General features: G+C 51.1%; 21 protein-coding genes and 1 other annotated feature. Of the genes, 6 read left to right on the top strand and 15 right to left on the bottom strand.

What is annotated here, in order from left to right:
- Window positions 1–99: 99 nt before the first annotated feature.
- Window positions 100–2,214 carry a sigma 54-interacting transcriptional regulator gene (locus BLR06_RS13230; RefSeq protein ID WP_092073992.1) on the bottom strand — a complete coding sequence of 705 codons (2,115 nt, stop codon included), beginning with the start codon at window positions 2,212–2,214 and terminating at the stop codon, window positions 100–102.
- Window positions 2,215–2,622: 408 nt separating this feature from the next.
- On the opposite strand from BLR06_RS13230, the gene BLR06_RS13225 reads away from it, so the two are divergent.
- The 4 genes from BLR06_RS13225 to BLR06_RS13210 all read left to right on the top strand — a co-directional run bounded on the left by BLR06_RS13225 (window position 2,623) and on the right by BLR06_RS13210 (window position 7,284).
- On the top strand, window positions 2,623–3,408 hold the full coding sequence (locus BLR06_RS13225; protein WP_245698150.1) for an ABC transporter permease: 786 nt from the start codon (window positions 2,623–2,625) through the stop codon (window positions 3,406–3,408).
- Window positions 3,409–3,444: 36 nt separating this feature from the next.
- Window positions 3,445–4,500: an ABC transporter substrate-binding protein gene (locus BLR06_RS13220; protein ID WP_092073990.1), complete on the top strand. Its 1,056-nt coding sequence runs from the start codon at window positions 3,445–3,447 to the stop codon at window positions 4,498–4,500.
- Window positions 4,501–4,533: 33 nt separating this feature from the next.
- Window positions 4,534–5,940, top strand: coding sequence for an FAD-binding oxidoreductase (locus tag BLR06_RS13215; protein ID WP_092073988.1), 1,407 nt, complete (start codon window positions 4,534–4,536; stop codon window positions 5,938–5,940).
- Window positions 5,941–6,078: 138 nt separating this feature from the next.
- Window positions 6,079–7,284, top strand: coding sequence for a pyridoxal phosphate-dependent aminotransferase (locus tag BLR06_RS13210; protein ID WP_092073986.1), 1,206 nt, complete (start codon window positions 6,079–6,081; stop codon window positions 7,282–7,284).
- Here the strand turns inward: BLR06_RS13210 and dcuC are convergent.
- The 4 genes from dcuC to BLR06_RS13190 form a co-directional block, all read right to left on the bottom strand.
- Window positions 7,265–8,524: a C4-dicarboxylate transporter DcuC gene (gene dcuC, locus BLR06_RS13205; protein ID WP_092073984.1), complete on the bottom strand. Its 1,260-nt coding sequence runs from the start codon at window positions 8,522–8,524 to the stop codon at window positions 7,265–7,267. The two genes, BLR06_RS13210 and dcuC, sit on opposite strands and share 20 nt — an antisense overlap.
- Before the next feature lie 69 nt (window positions 8,525–8,593).
- Window positions 8,594–9,823 carry a (Fe-S)-binding protein gene (locus BLR06_RS13200; protein ID WP_092073983.1) on the bottom strand — a complete coding sequence of 410 codons (1,230 nt, stop codon included), beginning with the start codon at window positions 9,821–9,823 and terminating at the stop codon, window positions 8,594–8,596.
- A gap of 10 nt (window positions 9,824–9,833) precedes the next feature.
- A complete protein-coding gene (locus BLR06_RS13195) occupies window positions 9,834–11,225 on the bottom strand; it encodes an FAD-binding oxidoreductase (RefSeq protein WP_092073981.1) in 1,392 nt (463 codons plus the stop codon).
- A gap of 243 nt (window positions 11,226–11,468) precedes the next feature.
- A complete protein-coding gene (locus BLR06_RS13190) occupies window positions 11,469–12,359 on the bottom strand; it encodes a LysR family transcriptional regulator (protein ID WP_092074215.1) in 891 nt (296 codons plus the stop codon).
- Window positions 12,360–12,630: 271 nt separating this feature from the next.
- Window positions 12,631–12,855: a binding site (T-box leader), on the top strand.
- 99 nt (window positions 12,856–12,954) lie between these two features.
- On the opposite strand from BLR06_RS13190, the gene ilvA reads away from it, so the two are divergent.
- Window positions 12,955–14,199, top strand: a complete 1,245-nt coding sequence (ilvA, locus tag BLR06_RS13185) for a threonine ammonia-lyase (protein WP_092073979.1) — start codon at window positions 12,955–12,957, stop codon at window positions 14,197–14,199.
- 19 nt (window positions 14,200–14,218) lie between these two features.
- Here the strand turns inward: ilvA and nudC (BLR06_RS13180) are convergent, their stop codons facing one another.
- A complete protein-coding gene (gene nudC / locus BLR06_RS13180) occupies window positions 14,219–15,034 on the bottom strand; it encodes an NAD(+) diphosphatase (protein ID WP_245698149.1) in 816 nt (271 codons plus the stop codon).
- Window positions 15,035–15,240: 206 nt separating this feature from the next.
- Between nudC (BLR06_RS13180) and BLR06_RS13175 the strand changes: the two genes are divergently transcribed.
- Window positions 15,241–15,882, top strand: coding sequence for a flavodoxin family protein (locus tag BLR06_RS13175; protein ID WP_092073977.1), 642 nt, complete (start codon window positions 15,241–15,243; stop codon window positions 15,880–15,882).
- Between the two features lie 167 nt (window positions 15,883–16,049).
- Here BLR06_RS13175 and BLR06_RS13170 read toward each other — a convergent pair whose 3' ends face one another.
- The 9 genes from BLR06_RS13170 to BLR06_RS13135 all read right to left on the bottom strand — a co-directional run.
- Window positions 16,050–17,480, bottom strand: coding sequence for a tetratricopeptide repeat protein (locus tag BLR06_RS13170; RefSeq protein WP_173812721.1), 1,431 nt, complete (start codon window positions 17,478–17,480; stop codon window positions 16,050–16,052).
- 117 nt (window positions 17,481–17,597) lie between these two features.
- Window positions 17,598–18,701, bottom strand: coding sequence for a D-alanine--D-alanine ligase (gene ddlA, locus BLR06_RS13165; RefSeq protein WP_092073973.1), 1,104 nt, complete (start codon window positions 18,699–18,701; stop codon window positions 17,598–17,600).
- Window positions 18,702–18,829: 128 nt separating this feature from the next.
- Window positions 18,830–19,402 carry a helix-turn-helix domain-containing protein gene (locus tag BLR06_RS13160; protein WP_092073971.1) on the bottom strand — a complete coding sequence of 191 codons (573 nt, stop codon included), beginning with the start codon at window positions 19,400–19,402 and terminating at the stop codon, window positions 18,830–18,832.
- Window positions 19,403–19,612: 210 nt separating this feature from the next.
- Window positions 19,613–20,470, bottom strand: a complete 858-nt coding sequence (nudC, locus tag BLR06_RS13155) for an NAD(+) diphosphatase (protein ID WP_092073969.1) — start codon at window positions 20,468–20,470, stop codon at window positions 19,613–19,615.
- 54 nt (window positions 20,471–20,524) lie between these two features.
- The gene (locus BLR06_RS13150; RefSeq protein WP_092073967.1) at window positions 20,525–20,794 is read right to left on the bottom strand and encodes a DUF1294 domain-containing protein; all 270 of its coding nucleotides are present in this window, start codon (window positions 20,792–20,794) and stop codon (window positions 20,525–20,527) included.
- 182 nt (window positions 20,795–20,976) lie between these two features.
- Complete coding sequence (locus BLR06_RS13145; RefSeq protein ID WP_092073965.1) at window positions 20,977–21,480, bottom strand: hypothetical protein; 504 nt, start codon at window positions 21,478–21,480, stop codon at window positions 20,977–20,979.
- A gap of 96 nt (window positions 21,481–21,576) precedes the next feature.
- Window positions 21,577–22,953, bottom strand: coding sequence for an SLC13 family permease (locus BLR06_RS13140; protein ID WP_092073963.1), 1,377 nt, complete (start codon window positions 22,951–22,953; stop codon window positions 21,577–21,579).
- 220 nt (window positions 22,954–23,173) lie between these two features.
- Window positions 23,174–23,311 carry a hypothetical protein gene (locus BLR06_RS19580; protein ID WP_173812694.1) on the bottom strand — a complete coding sequence of 46 codons (138 nt, stop codon included), beginning with the start codon at window positions 23,309–23,311 and terminating at the stop codon, window positions 23,174–23,176.
- Between the two features lie 18 nt (window positions 23,312–23,329).
- The coding region (locus BLR06_RS13135) for a sodium ion-translocating decarboxylase subunit beta (protein ID WP_139164494.1) at window positions 23,330–23,605 on the bottom strand (276 nt) is incomplete at its 5' end.

Here is a 23,605-nt window from a genome sequence, read left to right as displayed (position 1 = left end):
TTGTATCCGGCAATTCCATTAACATTGCAAAAAGCATGCCAATAGGAACAACCCCTGCCGGCAGCCTTTCGCCCGGCAGGGGTTGTTCCAAATGATCAATTAATTGCTTTTCGTATTGATACTTTTTCCCAAGGCGCTACTTTTTTTCCATGATATCACTTTTTCAATCCCATACTTTTGCGCTTTGGCAGCCACGGTTTTATGCGTAAGCCCCAGCGCTTTGCCGGCGGCATTATAGCTGCCATATTTGCGGAGAGCCAAAGTGATGATTTGTTTTTCGTATTCAGACCAGGATTGAAGCTCACCTGTCTCGACAGTGAACGGCGGCTGCAGTCCGGAATCAGGTGCTGGTGAATGACGCAGGCTTACCTCCGCTGCGGTACGGATGTGAACCGGCAAATCCTCCGCCGTAAGCACACCGCCCTCGGAAAGCGTTACCATGCGTTCCAGCACATTCTCCAGTTCCCGCACATTGCCCGGCCAGGAATATGCCATCAGGCCCCGCAAGGCCTCACCATTCAAGGACTGAGAAGGGCGGCCCTCCTGACTGCCGATTTTGGCTAAAAAATAATCGGCCAGCAGGGGAATATCACTCAACCGTTCCCTGAGCGGCGGCAGCATAATCGGTATGACATTTAACCGGTAATAAAGATCCTCCCGGAACTCCTCCGCGCGGGTCATCTTTTCCAAATTCCGGCTGGTAGCGGCAATAATCCGCACATTCACCTTAATCACAGCCTCGCCGCCCACCCGGGAAAACTCGCGCTGCTGCAGTACCCGCAGCAATTTGGCCTGCATGCTTTTGCTGAGTTCGCCAATCTCATCCAGAAAAATCGTACCGCCGTCCGCCAGGCTAAACTTACCGGGTTTTTGCCTGATTGCCCCGGTGAAGGCCCCCTTTTCATGGCCAAACAATTCACTTTCCAGTAAGTTTTCCGGAATGGCGGCGCAATTAACCCGGATGAAAGGGCCGGCAGAACGCTTGCCGGCATAATGAATGCCTTCAGCCACCAATTCTTTGCCGGTGCCGCTTTCCCCCCGAATCAGCACTGTCGCACCGCTGTCCGCCGCTTTTGCGGCAATAGCCAAAGCTTCCCGCGCCTTGCCGCTCCGGCCGATAAAATTACGAAAAGCCGGTCCAGGTTTTTGCGTCCGGCGCAGTTCCTGCTCCAAGTATTCAGCCTTTGCCGCCATTTGATTTAAACGATGCATTAATTTAGGCACTTCACTGACATTTTTGACGACTGAAACAGCGCCGGTAATCTCGCCATCAACAATGATCGGGCTGACATTGGCAATTAACGTCGCCCCGTCCGGTTTGGCGGCAATAGCGCCCAATACAGCCTGGCCGCTGGACAGCACCCGGCTGCGTGCACCATCCGGCGACAGGGCCCGGACATTCTGACCGATAAGCTGTTCCCGCGATTGGCCGGTCAAGTCAACATAAGCCGGATTGACGTAGGTGATACAGCCGTCGGGATTCGCCACACAAATTCCATCCTGCACCGACTCCAGTACCAGCTGCAACCGCTCTTTGAGTTCCTTAACCGCTCTCAACTCGCCAATAACCGCTTCCAGCGCCGAAATATCCTCAAAAATAGCCATAGCGCCATACACTACGTCATCGGCAATCAACGGCGTACGGTTGGTAATAATGCTTAGAGAACCGATCCTCTGCCGGCAGCCCAGTTCAGCCTGCCTGCTCTGAGCCACCACATGCAGCCGTGAACCGGGAATGATCTCCTGCGCCTTTCTGCCGATTGCGGCGCTGGCCGCAAACCCCATAATCCGCTCCGCCGCCGGATTAAACACAGTGATATTATCATGAACATCAGTGACGATCAGCCCGTTGGCCATACTGACAAAAATTTGTCCGGCAGTAACCGCATTGCCCTGCAGCAGCGTATCAACCTGACTAAGAATACCGGCATCAGCCAACGGAAAATCGCTCTCAACAAAAGCCGCCATTTCGCTAACCGCTTGTTCGGCCGCCAATCCCTCGGCTTCCACCAGCAGCACATCCCCCTGCTTTACCCTTAACGCTACCAGCGGCATAAGAGCTACCGCCGGAACCGCCGCCCCGCCAGGCTGCCGGAAAAACAGCCTGACCTGTCGCTTATGCTCCAGCTCATAGGCCTTTTGCACAATCATCGCCGCCACCCGGGCATGCAGGCCATTGGCGTGCGTAATGACCGCCTGTTTCTGTAGGGACACAACACCACCCCGCTTATCGCCCATTCTTTAACAATGTATTGTTTCTCGTTTATGCCGCTGTTTCCCTGCAACACTCCGGACTCCGGAGCGACCGGCTCATCCTTCCAGACCTCCCCGTACGATCCGTGTTTCAACCTTGACAAATTTATAAAAACTGTGTAAGATTATTTATCATCAAGTTATTCTGTTCCCTAAAACTTCCGGGTTCCTGCACCAGCTTTTCCGCCCAGCCGCGTTGTCGTCGCTTGGCTGAGCGAAAAGCCCCGCGCAGTTCATCCCGGAATTTTAAGAGTTCATCATACATCCAAAAGATTATCGCTGGTCAGAAAAAATCTGAAGGCAGATATTTCCCTGCAAGGGAGGTATCTGCCTTTTATTTTCTTACTAAGCAAGAAAGGAGCAGTTGAGTTGATCATTCGCATTTTGCAACGTCTTACCGCGTTTTTCCAGCGTTTTTTAGCCATTATTCTGTTTCTGGCTCTGTGGGAAGCGCTGCCAAGATTTGGCTTTGTCGATCCCTTTTTTCTGCCAATGTTATCGGTAGTGCTTGACGCCATCCTGGCCATGCTGAAAACCGGCGAGCTTTTTCAGCACCTGGGCGCCAGCCTGCAGCGCACCCTGATTGGCTTCTTCCTCGGTTTTGTTGTTTCGGTGGCGCTCGGTCTGCTGATCGGCTGGTTCAGTAAAGTTGAACGCTTTGCCGATCCGCTCCTGCAGGCCTTCCGTCAGACTTCGGCCTTAGCGCTGTTCCCGGTGTTTATTCTTTTTTTCGGCATTGGCGAAGTATCCAAAATCGCGATTATTTATTGGGGGGTGCAGTGGCCGATTCTACTCAACACCATCTCCGGCGTTAAAAATGTCGATCCGCTCCTGATTAAATCAGCCCGTTCCATGGGCGCTTCTAAACTGACCATTTTCTTCCGCGTGGTTTTACCGGCCTCATTGCCGGCTATTTTTACCGGAGCCCGCCTGAGCGCCACCACCTCCATTCTGATCCTCATTGCGGCGGAAATGGTCGGCGCCAAGGCCGGTCTCGGCTTCCTCGTTTTCGATACCCAGCAAAAATTCCAAATTCCCCGGATGTATGCAGCCATCCTGCTGATGTCGCTGCTTGGCTACTGCGCTAATTACACGCTGGTTCACCTGGAAAAAAAATACACCTCATGGCGCAGCGGACTGACCGTAGGCGAATGAAAAGAATTTACTAATTTAAAAAGGATGTGTTGTTAAATGAAATATCGTTTTCGCCTCAGCACTGCACTTGCAGTGCTATTACTGACCGGCGCCCTTGTTCTCAGCGGCTGCAGTAAAAGCGCGACCGCCGATGACGACAAGCCAAAATTTGTTAACGGCAAACTGACCAAGGAATTCACGCTCAAAGTGCCTACGCAAACCGGATTTAATGAAATCTATATTGGCGAACGGCTTGGTTTTTACAAGGAAGCCGGCCTGAACATCGAATATACCGGTGCAATCAGCGGCGGCATGCTGGCCCAGTCGGTCATCAAAGGCGATAATCATCTCTTTGCCGCAGGGCATGTGCTAACCATTGCCCAGGCCCGCCAGGCCGGGGCCAAAATCAAGATGGTATTGCAGGGTTCTTATGACAACCCTGAACCGGATAAAATCCATATGACCTATTTGGTGCGGGAAGACAGTTCGATCAAAACGCCTCAGGATTTAATCGGCAAAAAAGTTTCGATTAGCTACATCGGCAGCTGCACCGAATTGCTGTTCTCCGAGTATCTCAGGCAAAACGGTATCGGCCGGGATCAGGTTACGTTTATCCCCATGCCTGACGGGCAGGCGGAAAACTCACTCCGTCAGGGCATCATCGACGTCGCCGGCATTCACAATGTCTTCACCCAGTCAGCGCTTAAACGCGGCGGCCTCCGTCCCCTGACCAACACCTTCGCCATCGGGACGGCGGCAGGCAATGGCCCCGCCAGTTCCTATTCCGCCCGGGCGTTCAGTGAGGATTTTATCCGTGACAATCCCGACATCGTTAAAGCCTATATCGCCGCTACCGTCAAAACGCAGCACTGGATTAACCGGAATTATCCCGAGGCCTTGAAAATTGCGGCCGAGCACTTAAAAATTGAACAGGATAAAGCCGCCGGCACAGTTTATCCGGTAGAAAATGCCATTGACCCGGTAAAAGTGGATTTTTGGATTAAAATGATGGAGCAAAATCAGTTTGTCGAACCAGGTTCAGTCAATCCCGCCGATATTTATACCAATGATCTTAATCCTTATCTCACCGGGGAAATCAAAGAAATTGCTTAGCACGAGCCAATCCGCTTTAAAGGAGCCATCATCATGAAACCTTATCAGCCGGTAACCCCTGCTATACTTTCCGCCATCACCGCTATCGTCGGGGCCGGTCATATACTGACCGGCAGCGATATTCCCGACCATTACGCCCGGGATGAGGGAACGCCGCCCCACCTCTGCCAGATCCCCGGCGTTGTCGTTTATCCGGCCGATGCCGGCCAAGTGGCAGCGATTGTCCGCCTCGCCAACCAGGAGCGGATACCGGTTACCCCCCGCGGCGGCGGCACCGGGCTGACCGGCGGGGCAGTTGCCCGGCACGACGGCATTCTGCTCGATCTTTGCCGTCTCAACCGGATTATCCATGTTGACAGGAAAGCGCGTTATTTAATTGCTGAAGCCGCCGCCCGTACCTGCGATATCCAGCAGGCGGCCAGAGAAAACGGCCTGCTTTACGCCGGCGATCCCTGCAGCAATGACGACTGCGTCATCGGCGGCAACATCGCCACCAATGCCGGCGGCAACATGGCCGTCAAATACGGCGTAACCTCCGATCAGGTATACCAGCTGGAAGTGGTTACCGCGCAAGGTAAAATTGTCAGCTTAGGCGGACGCCTGAAAAAAAATTCAACCGGCTATGCGCTGACCCGCCTCATCGCCGGCTCTGAGGGAACGCTTGGCATTGTCACCAGGGCTACCCTGAAATTACAGCCGCTTGCCCCCATCATTAAAAATTATCTGGCGGTCTTCTCGGGCTTAAACGCTGCTCTCACCTCCATCAATACCGTGCTTGCCGATGGGCGGGTCGATCCCATATCGTTGGAATTGCTTGACCGCAAAACACTGTTAGGGCTGGAAGACTACCTGAAAAAATCTTTTTTCCGGCAAAAAACCGGGGATGTTGTCATTATTCAAACCGAAGCCGGCGATGAAACTGAAGTCAGACAAAAGCACGACCGTCTTCAAACCCTTTTGGCGGCTCCGGGCCTGCTGGATTTTTTCGAAACCAATGGCGAGGAAATCTGGCAGGCCAGACGGATGTGGGGGAAACCGAACAGCCTCAAAAATCCGGTCAGCATATCGGAGGACTTTGTTGTTCCGGTTGACGCGATCGACAGCTTTGTGCAAACACTGGAACAGCTGATCAGCGAATTTCAATTTGATTTTCGTATTGCCGGACACGTCGGCGACGGCAATATCCACTTGCGGGTTCAGCCAGGCCCGCTCCCGCTTGACGTCTGGGAAAAAACGCTGCCGCTGTTTCAGCGCCAAATCTACGCGGCGGTTTATCAATTAGGCGGCCGCCTGTCCGGCGAACACGGCATTGGGCTCAAACGCAAAGCCTCCCTGGCCGCCCTGATCGATCCGGTTGAGCTGGAATTGATGCAGGCGCTGAAACAAGCCTTCGACCCCAACCGTATTCTCAATCCCGGTAAAATTTTTGACTTGCCCTGAGCCGGTGCTGCAGGCGACGGCCAAAAACACTTGATCTTATGCGCCCCCGGCCTTCGCGGCCAAAATAGAATGAAGGCCGAAACAGTGCTGTTTCGGCCTTCATCGGCTTAAAAACAAGGACAGAAAGAAGGAAAACACATGACACGCAACCAAGGAAAGCCTGAAGGGGTATTATCCGAACGCATTCACCGGATTGCGCTGCCAAGCTTCAAAGAGCTTGCCGATCTGTCGGTCCGGCATCAGGCAATTGATCTGGGCGGCGGCAAACCTGACTTTCCGGCGGAAAAAACGTTCAAAGACGCCGCAATACAGGCGATACAGGACGATTTTAACCAATATGCGCCCGCTCAGGGAATCCTTGAATTACGAGCCGGAATTTCCCAAAGATTACACCAAAAAACCCAAATCCGCTATGACGCCGAACAGGAAATTACCATTTGCAATGGCGTAACGGAAAGTCTTGCAGCCACACTGCTGGCCGTCATCAATCCGGGCGATGAGGTGATTATTTTAACGCCGGCATTTCCCGCCTATACCGGGAATGTATGCTTAGCCGGCGGAATACCTGTTTATGTGGAATTGACAGCGCCGCACTTTCACCTGGATAAACAACGCCTTGAAACGGCAATCACCCCGCGTACCAAAGCCATCGTGTTCAACTCGCCGCATAATCCTTCCGGCCGGATCTTTACCGATGCAGAAATCCGGGGAGTCGCTGAGTTAAGCCAAAAATATGATTTGCTGGTCATTACCGATGAAATTTATGATGAAATCTATTTTACCAAAGAAGCCCCCCCGGCCATTTGGCAGCTGCCCGGAATGCGTTTGCGGACAATCATCACCAACGGTTTTTCAAAAACCTACAGCGTTACCGGCTGGCGGCTTGGCTATGTGATCGCGCCGCCGGAGCTAACCCAGGGTATTCGAACGGCGCACAGCTGTTTGGTATTAAATTCTGCTCTTCCCCTGCAGCTGGGCATGGTCGAAGCCATCCGCAGCCGGGAAGAATACTACCTGGAATTAAGAAAGTCTTATACCGCAAGACTGGCGGTGCTGGCAGCGGGCTTGGCCGAGCTGGAAATTCCCTGCCTGGCGCCGGAAGGAGGTTATTTCTTACTGGCGGACTTCTCCGGCCTGGGCTGGGACGATGATCTTGCATTTGCGAAATATCTGACTGCCCATATTGGCGTGTCCGCCCGTCCTTTATCTGCTTTTTACCCCAACGGACATCCGGCCGGAAAAAAACTTTGGCTGAGATTTGCCTTTTGTAAACAGGAAGAAGTATTAACAGCCGCCATCGAACGATTAAAAAAGCTAAGCCTGACTATTTCATTGCAAAAATAATGATCATAGCGATGAGTGCAATACCCATGCCGGGTGCCGTCCGTTTGGCAATTTCGATTGGACTTACGGCGGCCAGCGTTGCACAAACGATGGTTGCACCGGCTACCGGCGACATTGTTCGGCCTAACGCGCCTGATATGGTTGCCAGCGAGCCCATGTCGGTGATGGTAAAGCCGAATTGGACGGCATGAGGTGTAACAGCCCCGTTGAACGCCAGAGCGGCGGCATCGCCGGAACCGCTTAAAATAGCCAGCAGATACGGACCGAAAGAGGCCGCATATAAGGCAATATCCTCGGATTGTTTCATTTTTTCGATCAGTGCGCCGGTTAACCCGATGATTTCCAATCCCTGGGTAAAAACGGCTGCTGCAATAATAATGCCGATGATTTCAGCATAGGATTCTCCCATGCCTTTAAAAAAGCTCCGTGATATTTCCTGCGGATCCTGCCAGGTTACAACAAATCCCAGCATAGCTCCCATAAGCATCGCCTGCGGCACAGTAACCGGCGGAATAACACCAACCATTTTGCTGCCTAATACCAGCAGCGCCAATGGTACCACCGGCACTGCCGCCTTGACCGGATTGACCTTGAATTTTTCCTCATCAGCGCCAAAAGCCGCCGCCCGTTGAGCGCTGGGACCTTCTTGGCGAAAATAACAGACTGTGGTCAGGCTGGCTGCGGAAATGACCAGCGCCGCAAATACGGCCGGAGTATGTCCGGCAATGACGGTCATGACATCGACATTGGCCAGTTTGGCGACAAACGGATTGTGAACAAGACCGGGACTTAACGTACTGCCGAAAGTCCCTCCCATTACACAGGCGGCCGCCATTGCCGGATGGACGCCCGACCGGACCAGCATTGGTATCAGGACAGCGCCAACGGCCGCTGCGCAGCCGGCCGTACTCGGCAGAGCGATATTCAGCACCCAGGTTAACGCCACCGAACCTGGTATCAGCAGAAACTTGACCCGCTTTAACAGCGAGGTCAGGCAGTTGACCAGATGACTGTCACAGCCGGTCGTTTTCATTACATAGGAAAATCCCATCACCGTACAGATTGTTGTTACCAGCCCCTGGTTCACCATTGCTTTGGCAAAGGCATCCATGGCTTCCAGCGGTCTGCCAGCCACCAGCGCCATTGCCAGCCCGGCCAGAAATAATACCAGCCGTGTTTCATAACGTTTGATGATTGCCGCCAAGGTCAGGATGATAATGAAACCACCGATCCAGATCATATCAATTGCCTCCTTCACTACTATTTTGTCGCTCAGGTAGTTCCGCCGCTGCCCTGCAAGTCCAAGCGGTTACAAGACCTGGCTAATATGCATTGCCCTGAATTTACCCCCGCTGTTCAGCGCCGCTTTATTAAGCTGTACCAGACAGGTCGGACACTCCGACACCACAATTTGAGCGCCGGAAGCTTCAATGCTTCGCTGCTTTTTGCCCAGAATATCGCCGGCAATCTCCGGATAATCCACATGAAAGGATCCGGCGCCGCCACAGCAGCTATTTGCGGCGGCCATTTCAACAAAATTTCCTGCTGCCTTAAGCAATTCACGCGGCTGGTTTTTTATTCCCTGTCCCCGCCCTAAATGACAAGGCTCATGAAACGTTATTTTACCCTTGCTCTGATTGCGCGGCTGGTAACCGGCCTGAAACAAATACTCGCTAAGTCCCATCACCTTGCTGCTAAAAGCCGCAGCCCGCTCCGCCCATTCCGGATCATCGGCCAGATAAGCGGCGATGTGCTTAAGTGTGCCGCTGCAACTGGCGCAATCACCGACAATAACATCGGCTTGCGCAAACCTTATGATATTTTCTTTGGCCATTGCCAGAAAATCAGCCCGCAAACCATGCGCCAGCTGCGGCAAGCCGCAGCATAAATTGTCAACAAACTGCGGCTCAGTGACGGTGCGCAAAATTTGAATGCTCTCCTGCACAGCATCAGGAAACATCAGCTGCATGCCACAGCCTTTAAAATAGGCCACCCTCGACCGGCCGGTAATGACCGCCGGAGCTGCAGCCGGCAAACTGCCCAGAGCCGCCGGCCCGGCAAAAGCCGCCAGATATTGCCGGCGGGTAAATTCACGGGGCGCCATGCCATAAGGCACAATTGGGCTCAGCCCCAGCCGGCGGATTACCGTAAGCATTCCCGCCGACAATTTTACCAGCCGGCGGTTTTTCATCAGTCCGCCCAAAACCTTGTATTTAAACCCCGGCGTGCCGTTCCGGTCGGCCAAAAACTGCCGCACAGCAATCATGGCGTCATCTGTTTTTACCTTGTTGGGACAATGCTCAATACAAGTCCGGCACAGCAGGCAAAAATCAACCGACTTCTGCGCTTCTCTGTCCGGCTTGATTACACCGGCAAGTATTCCCCTGGCAATATTGTTCTTGCCTCTGGCGCTTGACGACTCAATATCTCTGGCCTCATACAGGGGACATACGGTAAGACAGGAGCCGCAGCGGTCGCACTGACTTACAATTGTTTGCACAGCTTGCAAATAGTTATTTTTTTTAAGTGAATTCTCCATGAAAGCCTCCTCACTGCCAGATTTTTCCGGGATTCAAAATGCCTTGGGCATCCAGGGCCTGTTTGATGGCTTTGAGCGTTTGAACGCCGGCTTCTCCTAAAGCATTGACCAGATAAGCCCGTTTGGTTAGACCGATGCCATGCTCACCCGACAGGGTTCCCCCCACCGACAAGGCGGCGGCAAAAATTTCATCTACCGCCTGCTGAACCCGTTTTTCCTCACCGGGCTTAGACAGGTCGCACAGTACGGACGGATGAATGTTGCCGTCGCCAGCGTGGCCATAGACAGCAATCGTCAGTTGATACTTTTCACCAATTGCCCTGATCAAATCAACCGCCCTGGGAAACGCGTCACGCGGCACCGAAATATCTTCGCCAAACCGGTTTGGCGCCATTGCGCCGATGGCTGAACTTAAGCCCCGTCGTATCGCCCATATTTCTTCCACTTCTTCGTCTGAAGCGGCAATCCTGACCTCAATAACCTCAAGCCGACGGGCAATGTCCGCAATCCGCTCCGCCTGCTGCTGCAGATCAGCCTTGGTTTCACCGTCAATTTCCAATACTACGCAGGCTTCAATGCCCGGGCTGATGTCCAGCTTGCGGTGACGCGCTACCGCCTGCAGGCTTATTTTATCCATTAATTCCGCCGCTGCCGGCACCAGCCCGCTCATTAACATCTGATGAATGGTATGACAGGCGTTAGCCAAAGAACCAAACATGAGCTGCATTGTGTTGCGGGTTTTGGGCATTGGAATCAATCGCAGCAACACCTTGGTAATAATCCCCAGTGTTCCCTCCGAGCCGGTAATTAATTGGGTAAGATTATAACCGGTCACATTTTTCATTGCTTTTCCCCCGGTATTGATGACAGTGCCGTCAGCCAGTACTACCTCCAGTCCCATGACATAATTGCTGGTAACACCGTATTTTACCGCCCGCATTCCTCCGGCGTTTTCCCCGACATTGCCGCCAATGGTCGAATACTTCCAGCTGGCCGGATCAGGCGGAAAAAACAACCCCTTTTGCGCACAGGCCTGATAAATATCAATTGTTCTCACCCCCGCCTCCACCGTTATCATCATATTCCGCTCATCCAGCTCCACGATTCTGTTCATCCGGTTAAGCGCCAGGGAGATACCGGCTGCGGCAGGAATGCTGCCCCCGGTCCGGCCGCTGGCGCTGCCGCGCGGCGTTACCGGTATCCGATTTGCGTTGGCAATTGCCATGACTTGCGCTACCTCCTGGACGCTGCTTGGCAGCACCACCAGTTCCGGTATATTTTCTTTGGCCATTGGCACAAAGGACGAATCATAGGAATATCCAAAGCACTCAATCGTAGAATCAATGGCATTATTCGGCCCCACAATATTGCGGATTTGCGCTTTGACAGCTTCTGTAATCATACGCTTCCTCCATTATTTTCTTAAAATTGTAAATTTTCTTACTTTATCTCCTGTTTATACCTTATCACGAAATACATCAGAAATAAAATATCGATAATCAATAAGATCATAGCGCCCGCCTATCATTATTTAAGTTGCAAAAAAACCACAGCAAACGCCCGGACAGCGTTCTGTGGTTGAAATTAACGCTAAAACGTATTCATTTAGAGCACTGAACAAACGTCATATCAGATTGTTCAGTGGCTATTCTGCGCCGGTAGTTGTATACCGCTGTTCAATAAACTTAACAAACGCCTTAGCTGCCGTTGACAGGCATTGATCTTTTTTCCAGGCCAGACCAATATCAAAAACAATCGGCTCATCTAAAGGAATAGCAATAATCGCGGGGTCATTGCGGACCACCATCTCCATCAGCAGGGAAATTCCCAGTCCATTGGCAACCAGTCCTTTGATGGTCTTAATCTGATTTGACGAAAATATGGTATTGGGCATAAAATTCTGCCGCAAGCACCGGCTGATGACAATCTGGTGCTGATAAGCGCCTTCTTTCAGCAGAATAAACTGTTCATTTTTCAGCTGCTCAAACTTGGCCGCCTGCCGTTTAGCCAGCCAGTGCTCCTTGTGCAGGCACAAAACAAGCTGTTCCCGGACAATGACCAAAGAATCCAGTGTCTCCGAGGTTTCAGGCAAAATAATAATCGCCAGGTCAAGTTCATTGTTCTCCAGTTTCACCGCAGCCTCCAGCGAAGAACTTTCCTCAAAGGCAATCAGGTTCAAACCGGGCTGCTGCTGCTTAAAACTGGAGAATATTTCGGGAAACAGATAGGCCTCAATCATTGGCGGAATGCCAACCTTAAATGTGCCTTTGCGTAAGTTTTTAAAATCCTGAACCTCTTGAACGGCTTGCGCCAGGTCATTGAGCCAAAGCTCCATTCTGTCCCAAAAGGCCTTTCCTTCAGCCGTAAGCAAGGCCCGCTTTTTACTGCGATCAAACAGTTGTACCCCCAGCTCCTGCTCCAGCTTACGGATCGCCTGCGTAATTGAAGGCTGAGCAATATGCAATTGTTCAGCCGCTCTGGTAAAACTATTCAGCTTGCCAACCATGCAAAAATATTCGATCTGCCTTAATTCCATACACCCGGCCTCCAGACGGCATTTTATGCTATCACTGTTTTCGCTGGCCTGCCGTCCAATCCCTGCCGGATTGATTTTGATCATCTAAACAAATCAGTAGATCAAGTCCATCACCCAACAGGCGTTTAACCAGTAAAACAGGCCGTAATTTAGCCAGATGTTTCCGCTAGTCTGAAATTCATTTATTCCAAAAACGATCATTTTACCAGCTGCAAAATGCATATTGACATTTGTAAGCAAATAGTGTTAGAATTCATTTCAAAGCATAGTAAAAATAGTAATGATGGAGTAAGTAACCCACTGGCGAATTTGCAGAGAGTTGACGTTTGGTGAAAGTCATCAATGAGCGGTGGTTGAAGATCCCTCCGGAACTGTATTTCTGAAATTCAGTAAGAAATACCGGGGTAGCCGCGTTATCTGGCTTAGGTTTGATAGAACTGAAGCGGCATGTTATGCAATAAAGGTGGTAACGCGGGTAAAACAGCTCGTCCTTGAATATTTTCAAGGACGGGTTTTTTTGTTTGTATTTTAACAACCGCACGCGCTCCGGTTAGAGCGTAATTCTGTTTATATTCAACACCAATGGAGGTAAATGATGACGAAGCAAAATAACAGTATATTTAAGCTGGGTGATGCCGGTGTGTCCATTAACGATGTTTTTGCTGCGGCAAAAAAACTGGATTATGTGTTAAAAAAGACCGAACTTATTGAAAGCCCGGTTTTTAGCAGCGAGAGCGGCAATACTGTGTTCATTAAACCCGAGAACCTGCAGGTTACGGGGGCATTCAAAATCCGCGGGGCGTTTCATAAACTAAGCCGGCTAAATGATGCCGAAAAAAGCAGAGGCGTTATTGCTTCGTCCGCGGGAAATCATGCGCAGGGAATCGGTTTTGCGGCACAGCTGCTGGGCATTACAGCAACTGTGGTGATGCCTGCGACCACCCCCATCATTAAGGTGGAAGCCACCAGGAATTATGGCGCCAATGTAGTATTATTCGGTGACAGCTATGATGAGGCTTACAAGAAAGCAAGAGAGCTTGAAGCTGTACATAATTATGTTTTTGTGCACCCGTTCGATGATTTGGATGTCATCATTGGCCAGGGAACAATCGCTTTGGAGATTTTGCAGCAACTGGAAGATGTTGACGAAATCCTGGTGCCGATCGGCGGAGGGGGGCTGGCCAGCGGCATAGCCTTTGCGGCAAAAACATTAAAACCGTCCATCAAGGTGATCGGCGTTGAGCCGGAAGGCGCCTGTTGTATGAAAGCCTCTCTGGCGCTCAATCAGGTAACGGAGCTGGCAGCAGTGGATACCATAGCCGATGGCGCCGCGGTAAAACGTCCGGGCAGCCTGACGTTTGAATTGATCAGAGCGTTTGTCGATGAAATCATTTCGGTTTCTGATTTTGATATTGCTGAAGCAATATTGCTGCTCATCGAAAAGCATAAGCTGATTGTCGAAGGCGCAGGAGCTCTTTCCTTAGCCGGGTTGAAAAAAATATCCTCTAAAAACAAAAAAGTTGTTTGCCTGGTCAGCGGCGGCAATATTGATATTTTAACGATTTCCGCGATTATCAATAAAGCGCTGGTATTCAGAGGCAGACTGTTTTGCTTTACCATTAATTTGCCGGATAAGCCGGGGGAATTACTGCATGTGGCTAAAATCATCTCGGCATTAAATGCCAATGTAATTAAGCTGGATCATAATCAGTCCAAGGTAATGGACAGCTTTAAGCAGGTTCAGCTGGAAGTAACGGTAGAAACCAACGGACACAGCCATGTCGCGGAAATAGAAGACGCCTTTCAGCGCAACGGCATCGAAATTCAAAAAATTTACTGATAACCGCATACCGTCCCCGTCAATCCTTGTTGGCAAACCAGTCGATCAACTGCCTGGCAATTCCGCCGTACGCCGGGATAGCAGGCAGATTATCCGCTGAGAACCAACCGGCCGATAAAATTTCGCTCTGATTCACGGCAATTTCGCCGCTCACATAACGCGCCGTAAAAGCAATCATTAAAACATCAGGAAATGGCCAGGGCTGACTGCCGAAATATCGGATCTGGTCAACCACGATCCCCACTTCCTCCCGCAGTTCCCGCCGCACGCAGTTTTCCAGAGTTTCCCCCGGATTGATAAAACCGGACAGCACACTGTGGTGCAGCGGCGGAAAACGGTTCGGCCGGGCCAGCAAAATTTTATCTTCTTTCACAACGGCTACAATAACAGCCGGGGAAATGCGCGGATAAATGGTACAACCACAGGCGGCGCATTGCCTGGCAAAAGCCCGGGATGCGGACGCAACCAGCATTCTTTCGCCGCAGCGGCCGCAAAAATCAGCGCTTTTTGCCCAGTTGATAATATGAAAAGCCCGAAATGCCAGCTCTAGCGCCTGACTGCCGATACGGCCCGGCAGTTGGGCCAGTTTTTCAAAGCAGCCTCCGGCTAATTTGACCGGACTGCGCAATATCATTCCATAACAGCCGGCTCCGTTCAGCGAGCCAACATACTGTGCGTCAGCCACTTCAATACTCCAGTTTATCACATCCAGCACTGATGGAAGTTTCGGCCTGCCATTCCCGTTCTTAACGGCAATTTCATCATGATAGAATATCATCATATAAGTATGCCCAGGGTTGGCTGCCGGCGGCGTTAAATCAACAGCATTATGCACATTACATAACCACCTAACTGCATAAGGTAACATCTAAAATTGTAACCACAAAATCGGCATTTGATGCAGACGCTTGCCCCGCCGTTCTGAAAACCTTACGCTACTATCCTTTTGTATAGTAAATACCTTAAAAGTGCATACTTTTATTTTCGCCGGATTAAGCTTAAACTTTGTGGTAGATACTAAACAAAAGGAGGTATTGCCTTATGACCGTATTGGCCATTAACGGCAGTCCGCGTAAAAACTGGAATACGGCGACCCTTCTGGAGAAATCGCTGGAGGGGGCGGCGGCACAGGGAGCGGAGACCGAGCTTATCCATCTTTACGATCTCAGCTTTAAAGGCTGTATCAGCTGTTTCGCCTGTAAGCTCAAACATGGAAAAAGCTACGGCAAGTGTGCGGTAAAAGATGCGTTAACCCCTGTGCTCGAAAAAATTGCCGCTGCAGACGCCGTTATTTTGGGGTCGCCCATCTACTTTCACGGCGTCACCGGTGAAATGCGCTCCCTGCTTGAACGGATGGCTTTTCCCTATCTGGTTTACGACAAAGCCTACTCCACGCTTTTTCCCCGAAAAATCCCGGTTGGCTTTATATACACCATGAATGTCAGCGAAGAACGCATGAAAGAATACGGCTATGACCGAATTTTTGCAGGAACCGAACAGGCCCTTGCGCGGCTTTTCGGCAGTTTGGAGACGCTGTTTGCCAATGATACCTATCAGTTCACCGATTATTCCAAATATGTTGTGACAGCGTTTGACGAAGCAGCAAAAGCCCAAAGACGCCGGGAACAGTTTCCGCTGGACTGTCAAAAAGCCTTTGACCTCGGTGCAAGATTTGCTCAATAAATCGGCGGCATAAGCGAAGCTTGCCCCGCAAAACGCTTCCCGGACGCTTACCTGGACACACAAAAAAATACAGACAGGGACCTTGTTTTCAAACAAGATCCCTGTCTGTATTTTTGAATACTAGGCGTCTTGGGGTTGCTTGCGGACGTTCTGGCCGCCGGCTACGCTTACCCGTCAGTCCGGCCATACGCGGGATCAATTTCCCAGGCGCGGTCAATATCAGCCATAGCCTCTTCAAAGCGGCGATTGGCAAAATACGCCATAGCCCGCTGATAATAAGCCTCGGCGCTATCGGGCTCTAATTCGATCGCCCGGCTGTAATCAGTAATGGCCGCTGCGTAATTGCCAAGCGCATAATAGCACTCCGCCCGGTAATGATAAACAGCCGCCTGAGCATCCAGCTCAATGGCCCGGCTATAGTCGGCAACAGCCTGTTGATGTTCGCCCAGCTGCTGGTAGGCCGAACCCCGGTAAAAATAATAATCGGCATCCGCCGGTTCCAGGCTGATGGCTTGTCCGTAATCGGTTATCGCCTCGGCCAGCAGGTCCAGCTCCCGATAGACCGCCGCCCGGTAATAGTAGGCAATCGCCCGCGGCTCAAGTTCAATTGCCCGGGTATAGTCGCCGACCGCCTCCTGGTAACAGTTTAACTCGTGATAGGCTGTCGCCCGGTAGTAATAGCAGGCCGCCAGCTCCGGCTCAAGTTCAATCGCCCGGGTATAATCGGCAATGGCTTGCCGGAAGCGTTTCTGCGCCTGGTACACGGCGCCCCGCCGGTAGTAACCGCCAAAATCATCAGGCGAAAGCTCAATGACTTTGCTATAATCGGCCAGAGCGCTTTCAAAATCGCCTTGACCGCAGTAAATTCCGGCCCGGTGATAATAAGCGCCGCTATATTCCAGGTTGATGGCAATGGTTTGCTGATAGTCGGCCAGAGCCTTTTGATACTGCTTCTGCTCATCGTAAACCAGGCCGCGATTGAAATAAGCATCGGCATGCTGCGGCTCAAGCTCAATGACTCTGGTATAATCGTCAATCGCCGCAGGATAAAGCAGCTGCTGCCGGTAAACCGCGGCCCGTTGGTAATAACTGCCCGCCGCCTCCGGGGCCAGCTCAATCGCCCGGCTATAGTCCGCAATGGCTGCTTCATACTCTCCTAATGCCCGGTAAGCGCTGGCGCGGAAATCATAAGCTGCGGCAAACTCCGGCCGCAACTGAATAAAATTACCATAGTCAATGACAGCCTTGTCATACCGCTGTTGCTCATAATACGCCGCCGCCCGTTCCAAATAAGCCCCTGCATATTCGGGATCAATATCCAGCGCCATACTGCAATCCAGGATAACGGCGTCATACATGTTTAACTTGGCATAAACAACTGCCCGGTGATAATAGGCATCTGTATGATACGAATTCATTTCCAGCACGGTGGTATAATCCATAATCGCCTCTTCATACTGCCATTGCTCACAGTAAGCGGCGGCCCGATAATAATAAGGCGTTTCATTTTCCGGTTCCGCCGCAATCATTGCGCTTAATTCTTCTATGGTTGCTCCCTGATAATCCAAGCTGTTGTCTGTCACACTTTCACCCCGCATTTGCTTGCCTTCCATCCCTGCCGTCATTTACACGCTATTCTTTAACTATAGCAGGTTTACATGAAAACCGGCAAGCTATATTATTGCAGCCACAACCGCCATTGCCGGCTGTGGCGATCAGGGTTTATGATAAGAAGTTTTCAACTGCCGCTCTCTGACCTGCCGTTCCAGCGCCAGTTGAATCAGTTTATCGATAAGCTCGCCATAACTTATCCCGCTGACTTCCCATAATTTAGGGTACATGCTGACTGCAGTAAAGCCGGGAATGGTATTAATTTCATTAACAACAGCCTGGTTGTCCTTTGTCAAAAAGAAATCCACCCTGGCCATGCCTTCACAGCAAAGCGTCTGGAAAGCCCTGACCGCCAGCGCCTGAATGCGCGCGGCGGCCGCTGCAGGCAGTTCAGCCGGGATAGTCAGAACAGCGCCGGCTTCATCAATATATTTTGCTTCATAAGAATAAAACTCCCGCTGGGCTGCAATCTCACCGATACTTGAAGCAACCGGCGCTTCATTGCCCAGAACAGCACATTCCAGTTCCCGGCCGGTGATGCATTCTTCAATGAGAACCTTAGTATCAAAACAAAAAGCCTCCGCCAGCGCTGCAGTAAACTGCTCTTCATTGACAACCTTGCTCACCCCGACGGAAGAACCGGCATTGGCCGGTTTGACAAACAGCGGCAGCCCTAACTTTTGCACAGCTTCGTCAAATCTCGCCGCAGCCTGATCCCACTTGCTGCAAGTCAAGAATCCGGCGATAGGAATTCCCGCATCCCGCAGCAAACGCTTGGTTACATCTTTATCCATACCAACCGCAGACCCTAACACACCGGCGCCGACAAAAGGAAGGTCAGCCAGTTTCAGCAGGCCCTGAACAGTTCCGTCTTCCCCGTACGGCCCATGCAAAACGGGAAATATAACATCAATTCCAGCGCCTGATTTCCGCCCGGTGATTTCCAGCAGCTGCCCGACACCGGCACCCGGTACCAAAGCGACCTCCCGGCCGGTCTTATTCAGGGTAATACGGCGCGGGTCATTGCTGTTCAGTAAAAACCGTGAGCTGTCGTACAACCGCCAATGCCCCGCCTTGTCTATGCCGATTAAGGTAACATCATATTTGCTTTTATCTATTGCATCAATAATATTTTGGGCTGACTGCAGGGAAACCTCATGCTCCGCCGACTTGCCGCCAAATAAAATTCCAACCCTGATTTTAGACAAAACTACCATCCCCTTTGCAGCTGTCATTGTATGTTACCGTTCGCCCCATCATCACCGGCCGGTGGCCAAACAGCGCCTCGCAGCACCAGGAATGGGGAACCCCCCGGAATGCTTTTGTCATCCTGACGCTAGCCGGCTGCAACCGTTGCCGGATAATCAATGGCCATACTTAAACGGATCAGTTCCCTGCCCGTATTCTTGTAGGCATGAGGTTTGTCCGCCCGGAAACAGATGGAATCGCCTTGCTGCAGCGTATAGGTCTGGCCATTGGTTAATAACGTCAATTCCCCGGCCATAACAGTAATAAACTCCTTACTGCCGTCAACATGGGGATGGGTGCTGTGATAGCAGCCGCCCTGATCAATTTCAACCAGATACAGTTCAAAGCGGCGGCCGTCTTCATACGGAAATACCGGATAAACCCGGTATCTGCCGCCATCCTCGATCAACGGCTCCACTTCAGCCCGGCGTACAATAACGGCATCAGCCTGCGGTAAATGGATCAGCGAAGTAAACGATACCTTTAACCCGGATGCAATCCGCCAGATGGTGTTAATCGTGGGATTTGATTCGCCCCGCTCGATTTGTCCCAGCATTGATTTGCTGACTTTGGTCAGCTCAGACGCCTTATCCAGGCTCAGCTTCTTTTCTTCGCGAATCCGCTTCAAATTGGCGGCGATTACTAAACTTAAATCCTGCAATTATACCCACCCCTACTTGTCATTCTCATGAACGCCGCACTGGCGGTACGTCTCAAAGCCGCAAAAAATTCAGCTATGTGCTCATCGACAAACTGCATTTGCTTCCGGCCGGCTGGACCGGATTACCCCAATGATCACCGCATCCTTAGCCGGATTGCTCCTGTTACAGGACGATAACAAAAAGCGCCGGCCATGAGCAGTTATTTGATATTAATCCTGGGAATGATGGTTGGTACCTATTTGCCCCGGCGGCTGCTGTTGATGAAGAAACCAGTCAATGAGCTGGCGGGAAATCGTCCCCTTTTCCGGAATTTCCGGCAGCGTATGGGCCGAAAACCAGTCAGCCGTGAGTATTTCACTATGATCAACAGCAATCTGCCCACTGACATAATTGGCGGTAAACGCGATCATCAGGGAATCAGGAAACGGCCAGGGCTGACTGCCGAAGTATTGGATGTTATCCACCTCAAGGCCCACTTCTTCCCGCAGTTCCCGCCTTACACAGTTTTCCATGGTTTCGCCTGGTTCGACGAAACCGGCAATGACACTATACCGTCCCGGCGGAAACCGGCTGGCATGAGCCAGCAAAATCTGATCTTCTTTAAACACGGCGACAATGATCGCCGGCGAGATCCGGGGATACACAATATTACTGCAGGACGTACAATTTAACGACTGTTCCTGCCCTTGGACCACCAATTGCATAGCCTGGCCGCACCGGCCGCAAAACCGGTTGTTTTTCAGCCAGTTCAGTAAATGATATGCCCGGAAGGCAACCGGCCAATACTCTTTGAGAGTATGCTGGGACAGTTGCTTCAGCCTGACAAACGTCAGGCCCGGAAACTCCGGTTTTTCATTGATGTTGGCGCCATAGTAACGCTTGCCAGCCCATTCGCCGATATACTGGGCGGCTGCCTCAGTCCGCGATAAAGGAACCGCCCCCAGTGCGGGTATCCGCCAACCGCCGTTTTGGACTTCGACCAAAATCTCATCTTTGTAAAACAGCAGTAAATACGCGTTTTTCTTATCGTCAGGCTCCGGCGCCTTTACAGCATTGTTATCGTTCATTAGAGTACCCACCTTAATCTGCAATTTAACTTTCAGTATCCTATCATAACCGGGCTAGTAAAAGCTGACCAACTGAACTGCCAGAAGGCCAATATTGAGGGCCAGCAATGCCGGAATGGCGATGCGAAAAGACCGGTGGCGGGTTTTATGCCGAAAAAAAAGCATACCGCCCCAGATGCCGGCCGCGCCAAATAGCGCCGCCCACAGAAAAAAAGTCCGTTCCGGTATTCTCGCCCTGCCGGTTTTGGCGTAGTTTTTATCAGCCCCCATCCGGAAAAAGGCAATTGTGTTCCAAATGACATAAACAGCTATCCAGATAATCATGCCTGCACTCCTGCGAATCTGATCCTATACTTATTATACACCCTTTCCGCCAACAAAAAAACCAGTCACACCTCAGATATGTGACTGGTTTTTTAACCCCTCTTCTTCCACCGTGAAGGAGCGGCCTCCAGACCGGCCAGCTTGAGAAAGTGCCCGGAACAGAGGCGGCCTGCTGAAACTGGTTAATGCGCCATCACTTTTGCCGGCAGTTTTGCTTGCAGGGCCGCAAGCATCTGATCACCGGGCTTAAAATAAATCCGCCGCTTCTCCTCCTTATTGTTCGACCGGGTTACCGTATAGGCCAAAGTCCAGACATCACGCCCGTCAAGAGCCGAGTGAAAACGGTAAGTCCGGCGAAACTTAATAAGGCCGATCAGCTGGGGCTTATATCGGTAAACACTGAAAATAGCACCGTAAGGTATTTCATGGGTTACCGTTCCCAGCAGGCTGCGCTTAGTCAAGCACAGGCCTTTTGGGGTCATTTCATAGCTGTATTGCGCCGCCATCCGTTCAATAAGCACAAATAAGACCAGCAGCTCTGCCATCATTTCCAGCGGCTGAAAAATGTGAAGAACCAAATATTTGTACAGCGAAAATCCCAATAAGAAGATAAAAGAAATAATTGCAACCATTAAAACATAAAAATTCTTCCGGCTTGTCTCCGAGCGTACCATCAAATTTTCCATTAGCCAGCCTCCTTTCGTTGCGCTGCTCCACCATCCCCCTGACCATAGGAAAGCAGGCCGGAAAAGCTTCAAGCTTTTCCGGCCTGCGCCTGGCTTTTATAAACTGAGTAAGCCAAAGAAGATATAGCAGATAACGGCGCCGACCGCCGCCATCGAAAAGCCCCAAATCATCAAATTGCGGAACAGCTTGCCTTTGTCTTCCTTCTCGTCCGCGCAGGCAATGCAGATTGCGCCGAACAGGGACAAGGGAGAGGTGTCCACCAGATGCGAGCCGACGTTGATGGAAGAAATCATTGCCGCCGCACTGCCGCCCCCCAGCTCTTGAATCAGTCCCGGCACCATCGGCAGGAACATCGGCATGACTACGCCGGACGAACTGGAGTAAGCGGAAATCACCCCGGTCACTAAAGCCAAAACACCGGTTATTGTTGTCTCATTGGATACTGATGCGATAATATTAACCAGAGCATTCAAGCCGCCGGCTTTATCCATAACGTCAATGAGTATCCCCATGCCGCAGACCATAATGATGACCGGCCAGGGCATCGATTTCACCGTGGCCTTGCTGTCGCCGGCATTCAGGATGAGCAGCACGCTGGACAGCAAAAATGCAATTGCCCCGACATTGACGGAGTCTCCGGTACCAATGAGTTTTAATACAGATGGTGAAAACAGTCCCTTGGTTACCGCCATACTGGGCAGGATAACCAGCAGCACCAAAATAACAACGGCAACAAGCGTCATAATCTGGTTTTTATTGAAAGGCTCCGGCTTGGGAGCAATATCATCAATATTCAGACTGGAGTTGCGCTGACTGACAATCCACTTCCAGCCGCCAAGCACCATGAATCCGCCAATATTGGCGGCAATCTGGGCAATCTCCGAATTTAGATGAATTTTCCAGCCAAACGTATTCAAATCGCCAATACTCTGCCCCAGTGCGTCCAGCTGCGGAGCAATTTTAGCTACAATTGAATTGGAGATGATGCCGCTTGGCGCGATTGGCGAGAAGGCAGCTCCATTCGCAGCTCCGACGATTAAGAGAGTCATCAAAAATGCATTGATGCCAATCCGGGCGGCGATCGCCATGACTACCGGCGCCATTAAGGCCACTGTGGCGATATTTCCCGGGCCGATGGTGGTAATTATGGTGATCAGCATAAAGATAATCAGCGGGATCAGCGCCGTGTTGCCTTTGGCCAGGCGGATGGCATTCGCCGTTAACTTTTCCAAAGTCCCGTTGGTAGTGGCTATGCCAAACAAAAAGGTCACGCCGACTAAAATCATGAACAAATTGATCGGCAGGGATGACATTATTTGTACCGCATTAAGATCCGCGAAAAAGCTGCCGACGACGATGGCAAAGGCAATGGCAACAATTCCGATATTGAGTTCCTCGTTAATCATGGAGATTCCAACAACAATAACAATAGCAACAAGTGACGCTAAGGCTGCAACAGACATTCCTAGCATAAGTTTCCCCTCCCCTTAATGGTAATTCCGCCCGGGCCAAAATCAGGCCTCTACCTGCCTTGCAAATTTGCACAATAGCAAATATGCAATACATCAGATAAAGTTTTCGCGGACCGCAAATTGCCGCCAGCTTCCTTATTCAAGCGCCTGGGACGTTAAACCTGAGACGTACGCCAATATCACGATTGGGAAATCAATTTAATGTTCCTTGTCTTACCCGCTATTCCTCATCCTCTGCTTTAACCGGAAAAGCCGCATGTAAAGCCTTAGTAGCCAGAATAAATACCCCGATTACAAAAAACATCGTCGGCAAGGCCACTGTTCCTAATGTGATTGCCTTTGATACTGCATCTTCCATCTGATGATCGCCTCCCTTTTATTTCGTCAGCGCCGGTATCAGCGCCAGTACCAGTCCGCCCGCCACTACCGACGCAACCTGGCCTGCCACGTTCACTCCGATCGCATGCTGGATGATAAAGTTTGTCGGATCTTCTTTGAGCGCCATCTTCGCGATTACACGCCCTGACATCGGGAACGCCGATATTCCGCACGCTCCGATCATCGGATTGATTTTCGTCTTGCTGAACAGGTTCATCAGTTTCGCAAACAATACCCCGCCGGCCGTATCAAATACAAACGCCACTGCCCCCAG

Origin of the sequence: Dendrosporobacter quercicolus, from assembly GCF_900104455.1 — a bacterium.
GTDB lineage: Bacteria > Bacillota > Negativicutes > DSM-1736 > Dendrosporobacteraceae > Dendrosporobacter > Dendrosporobacter quercicolus.
This window is presented reverse-complemented; position numbering and strand designations above follow the sequence as displayed.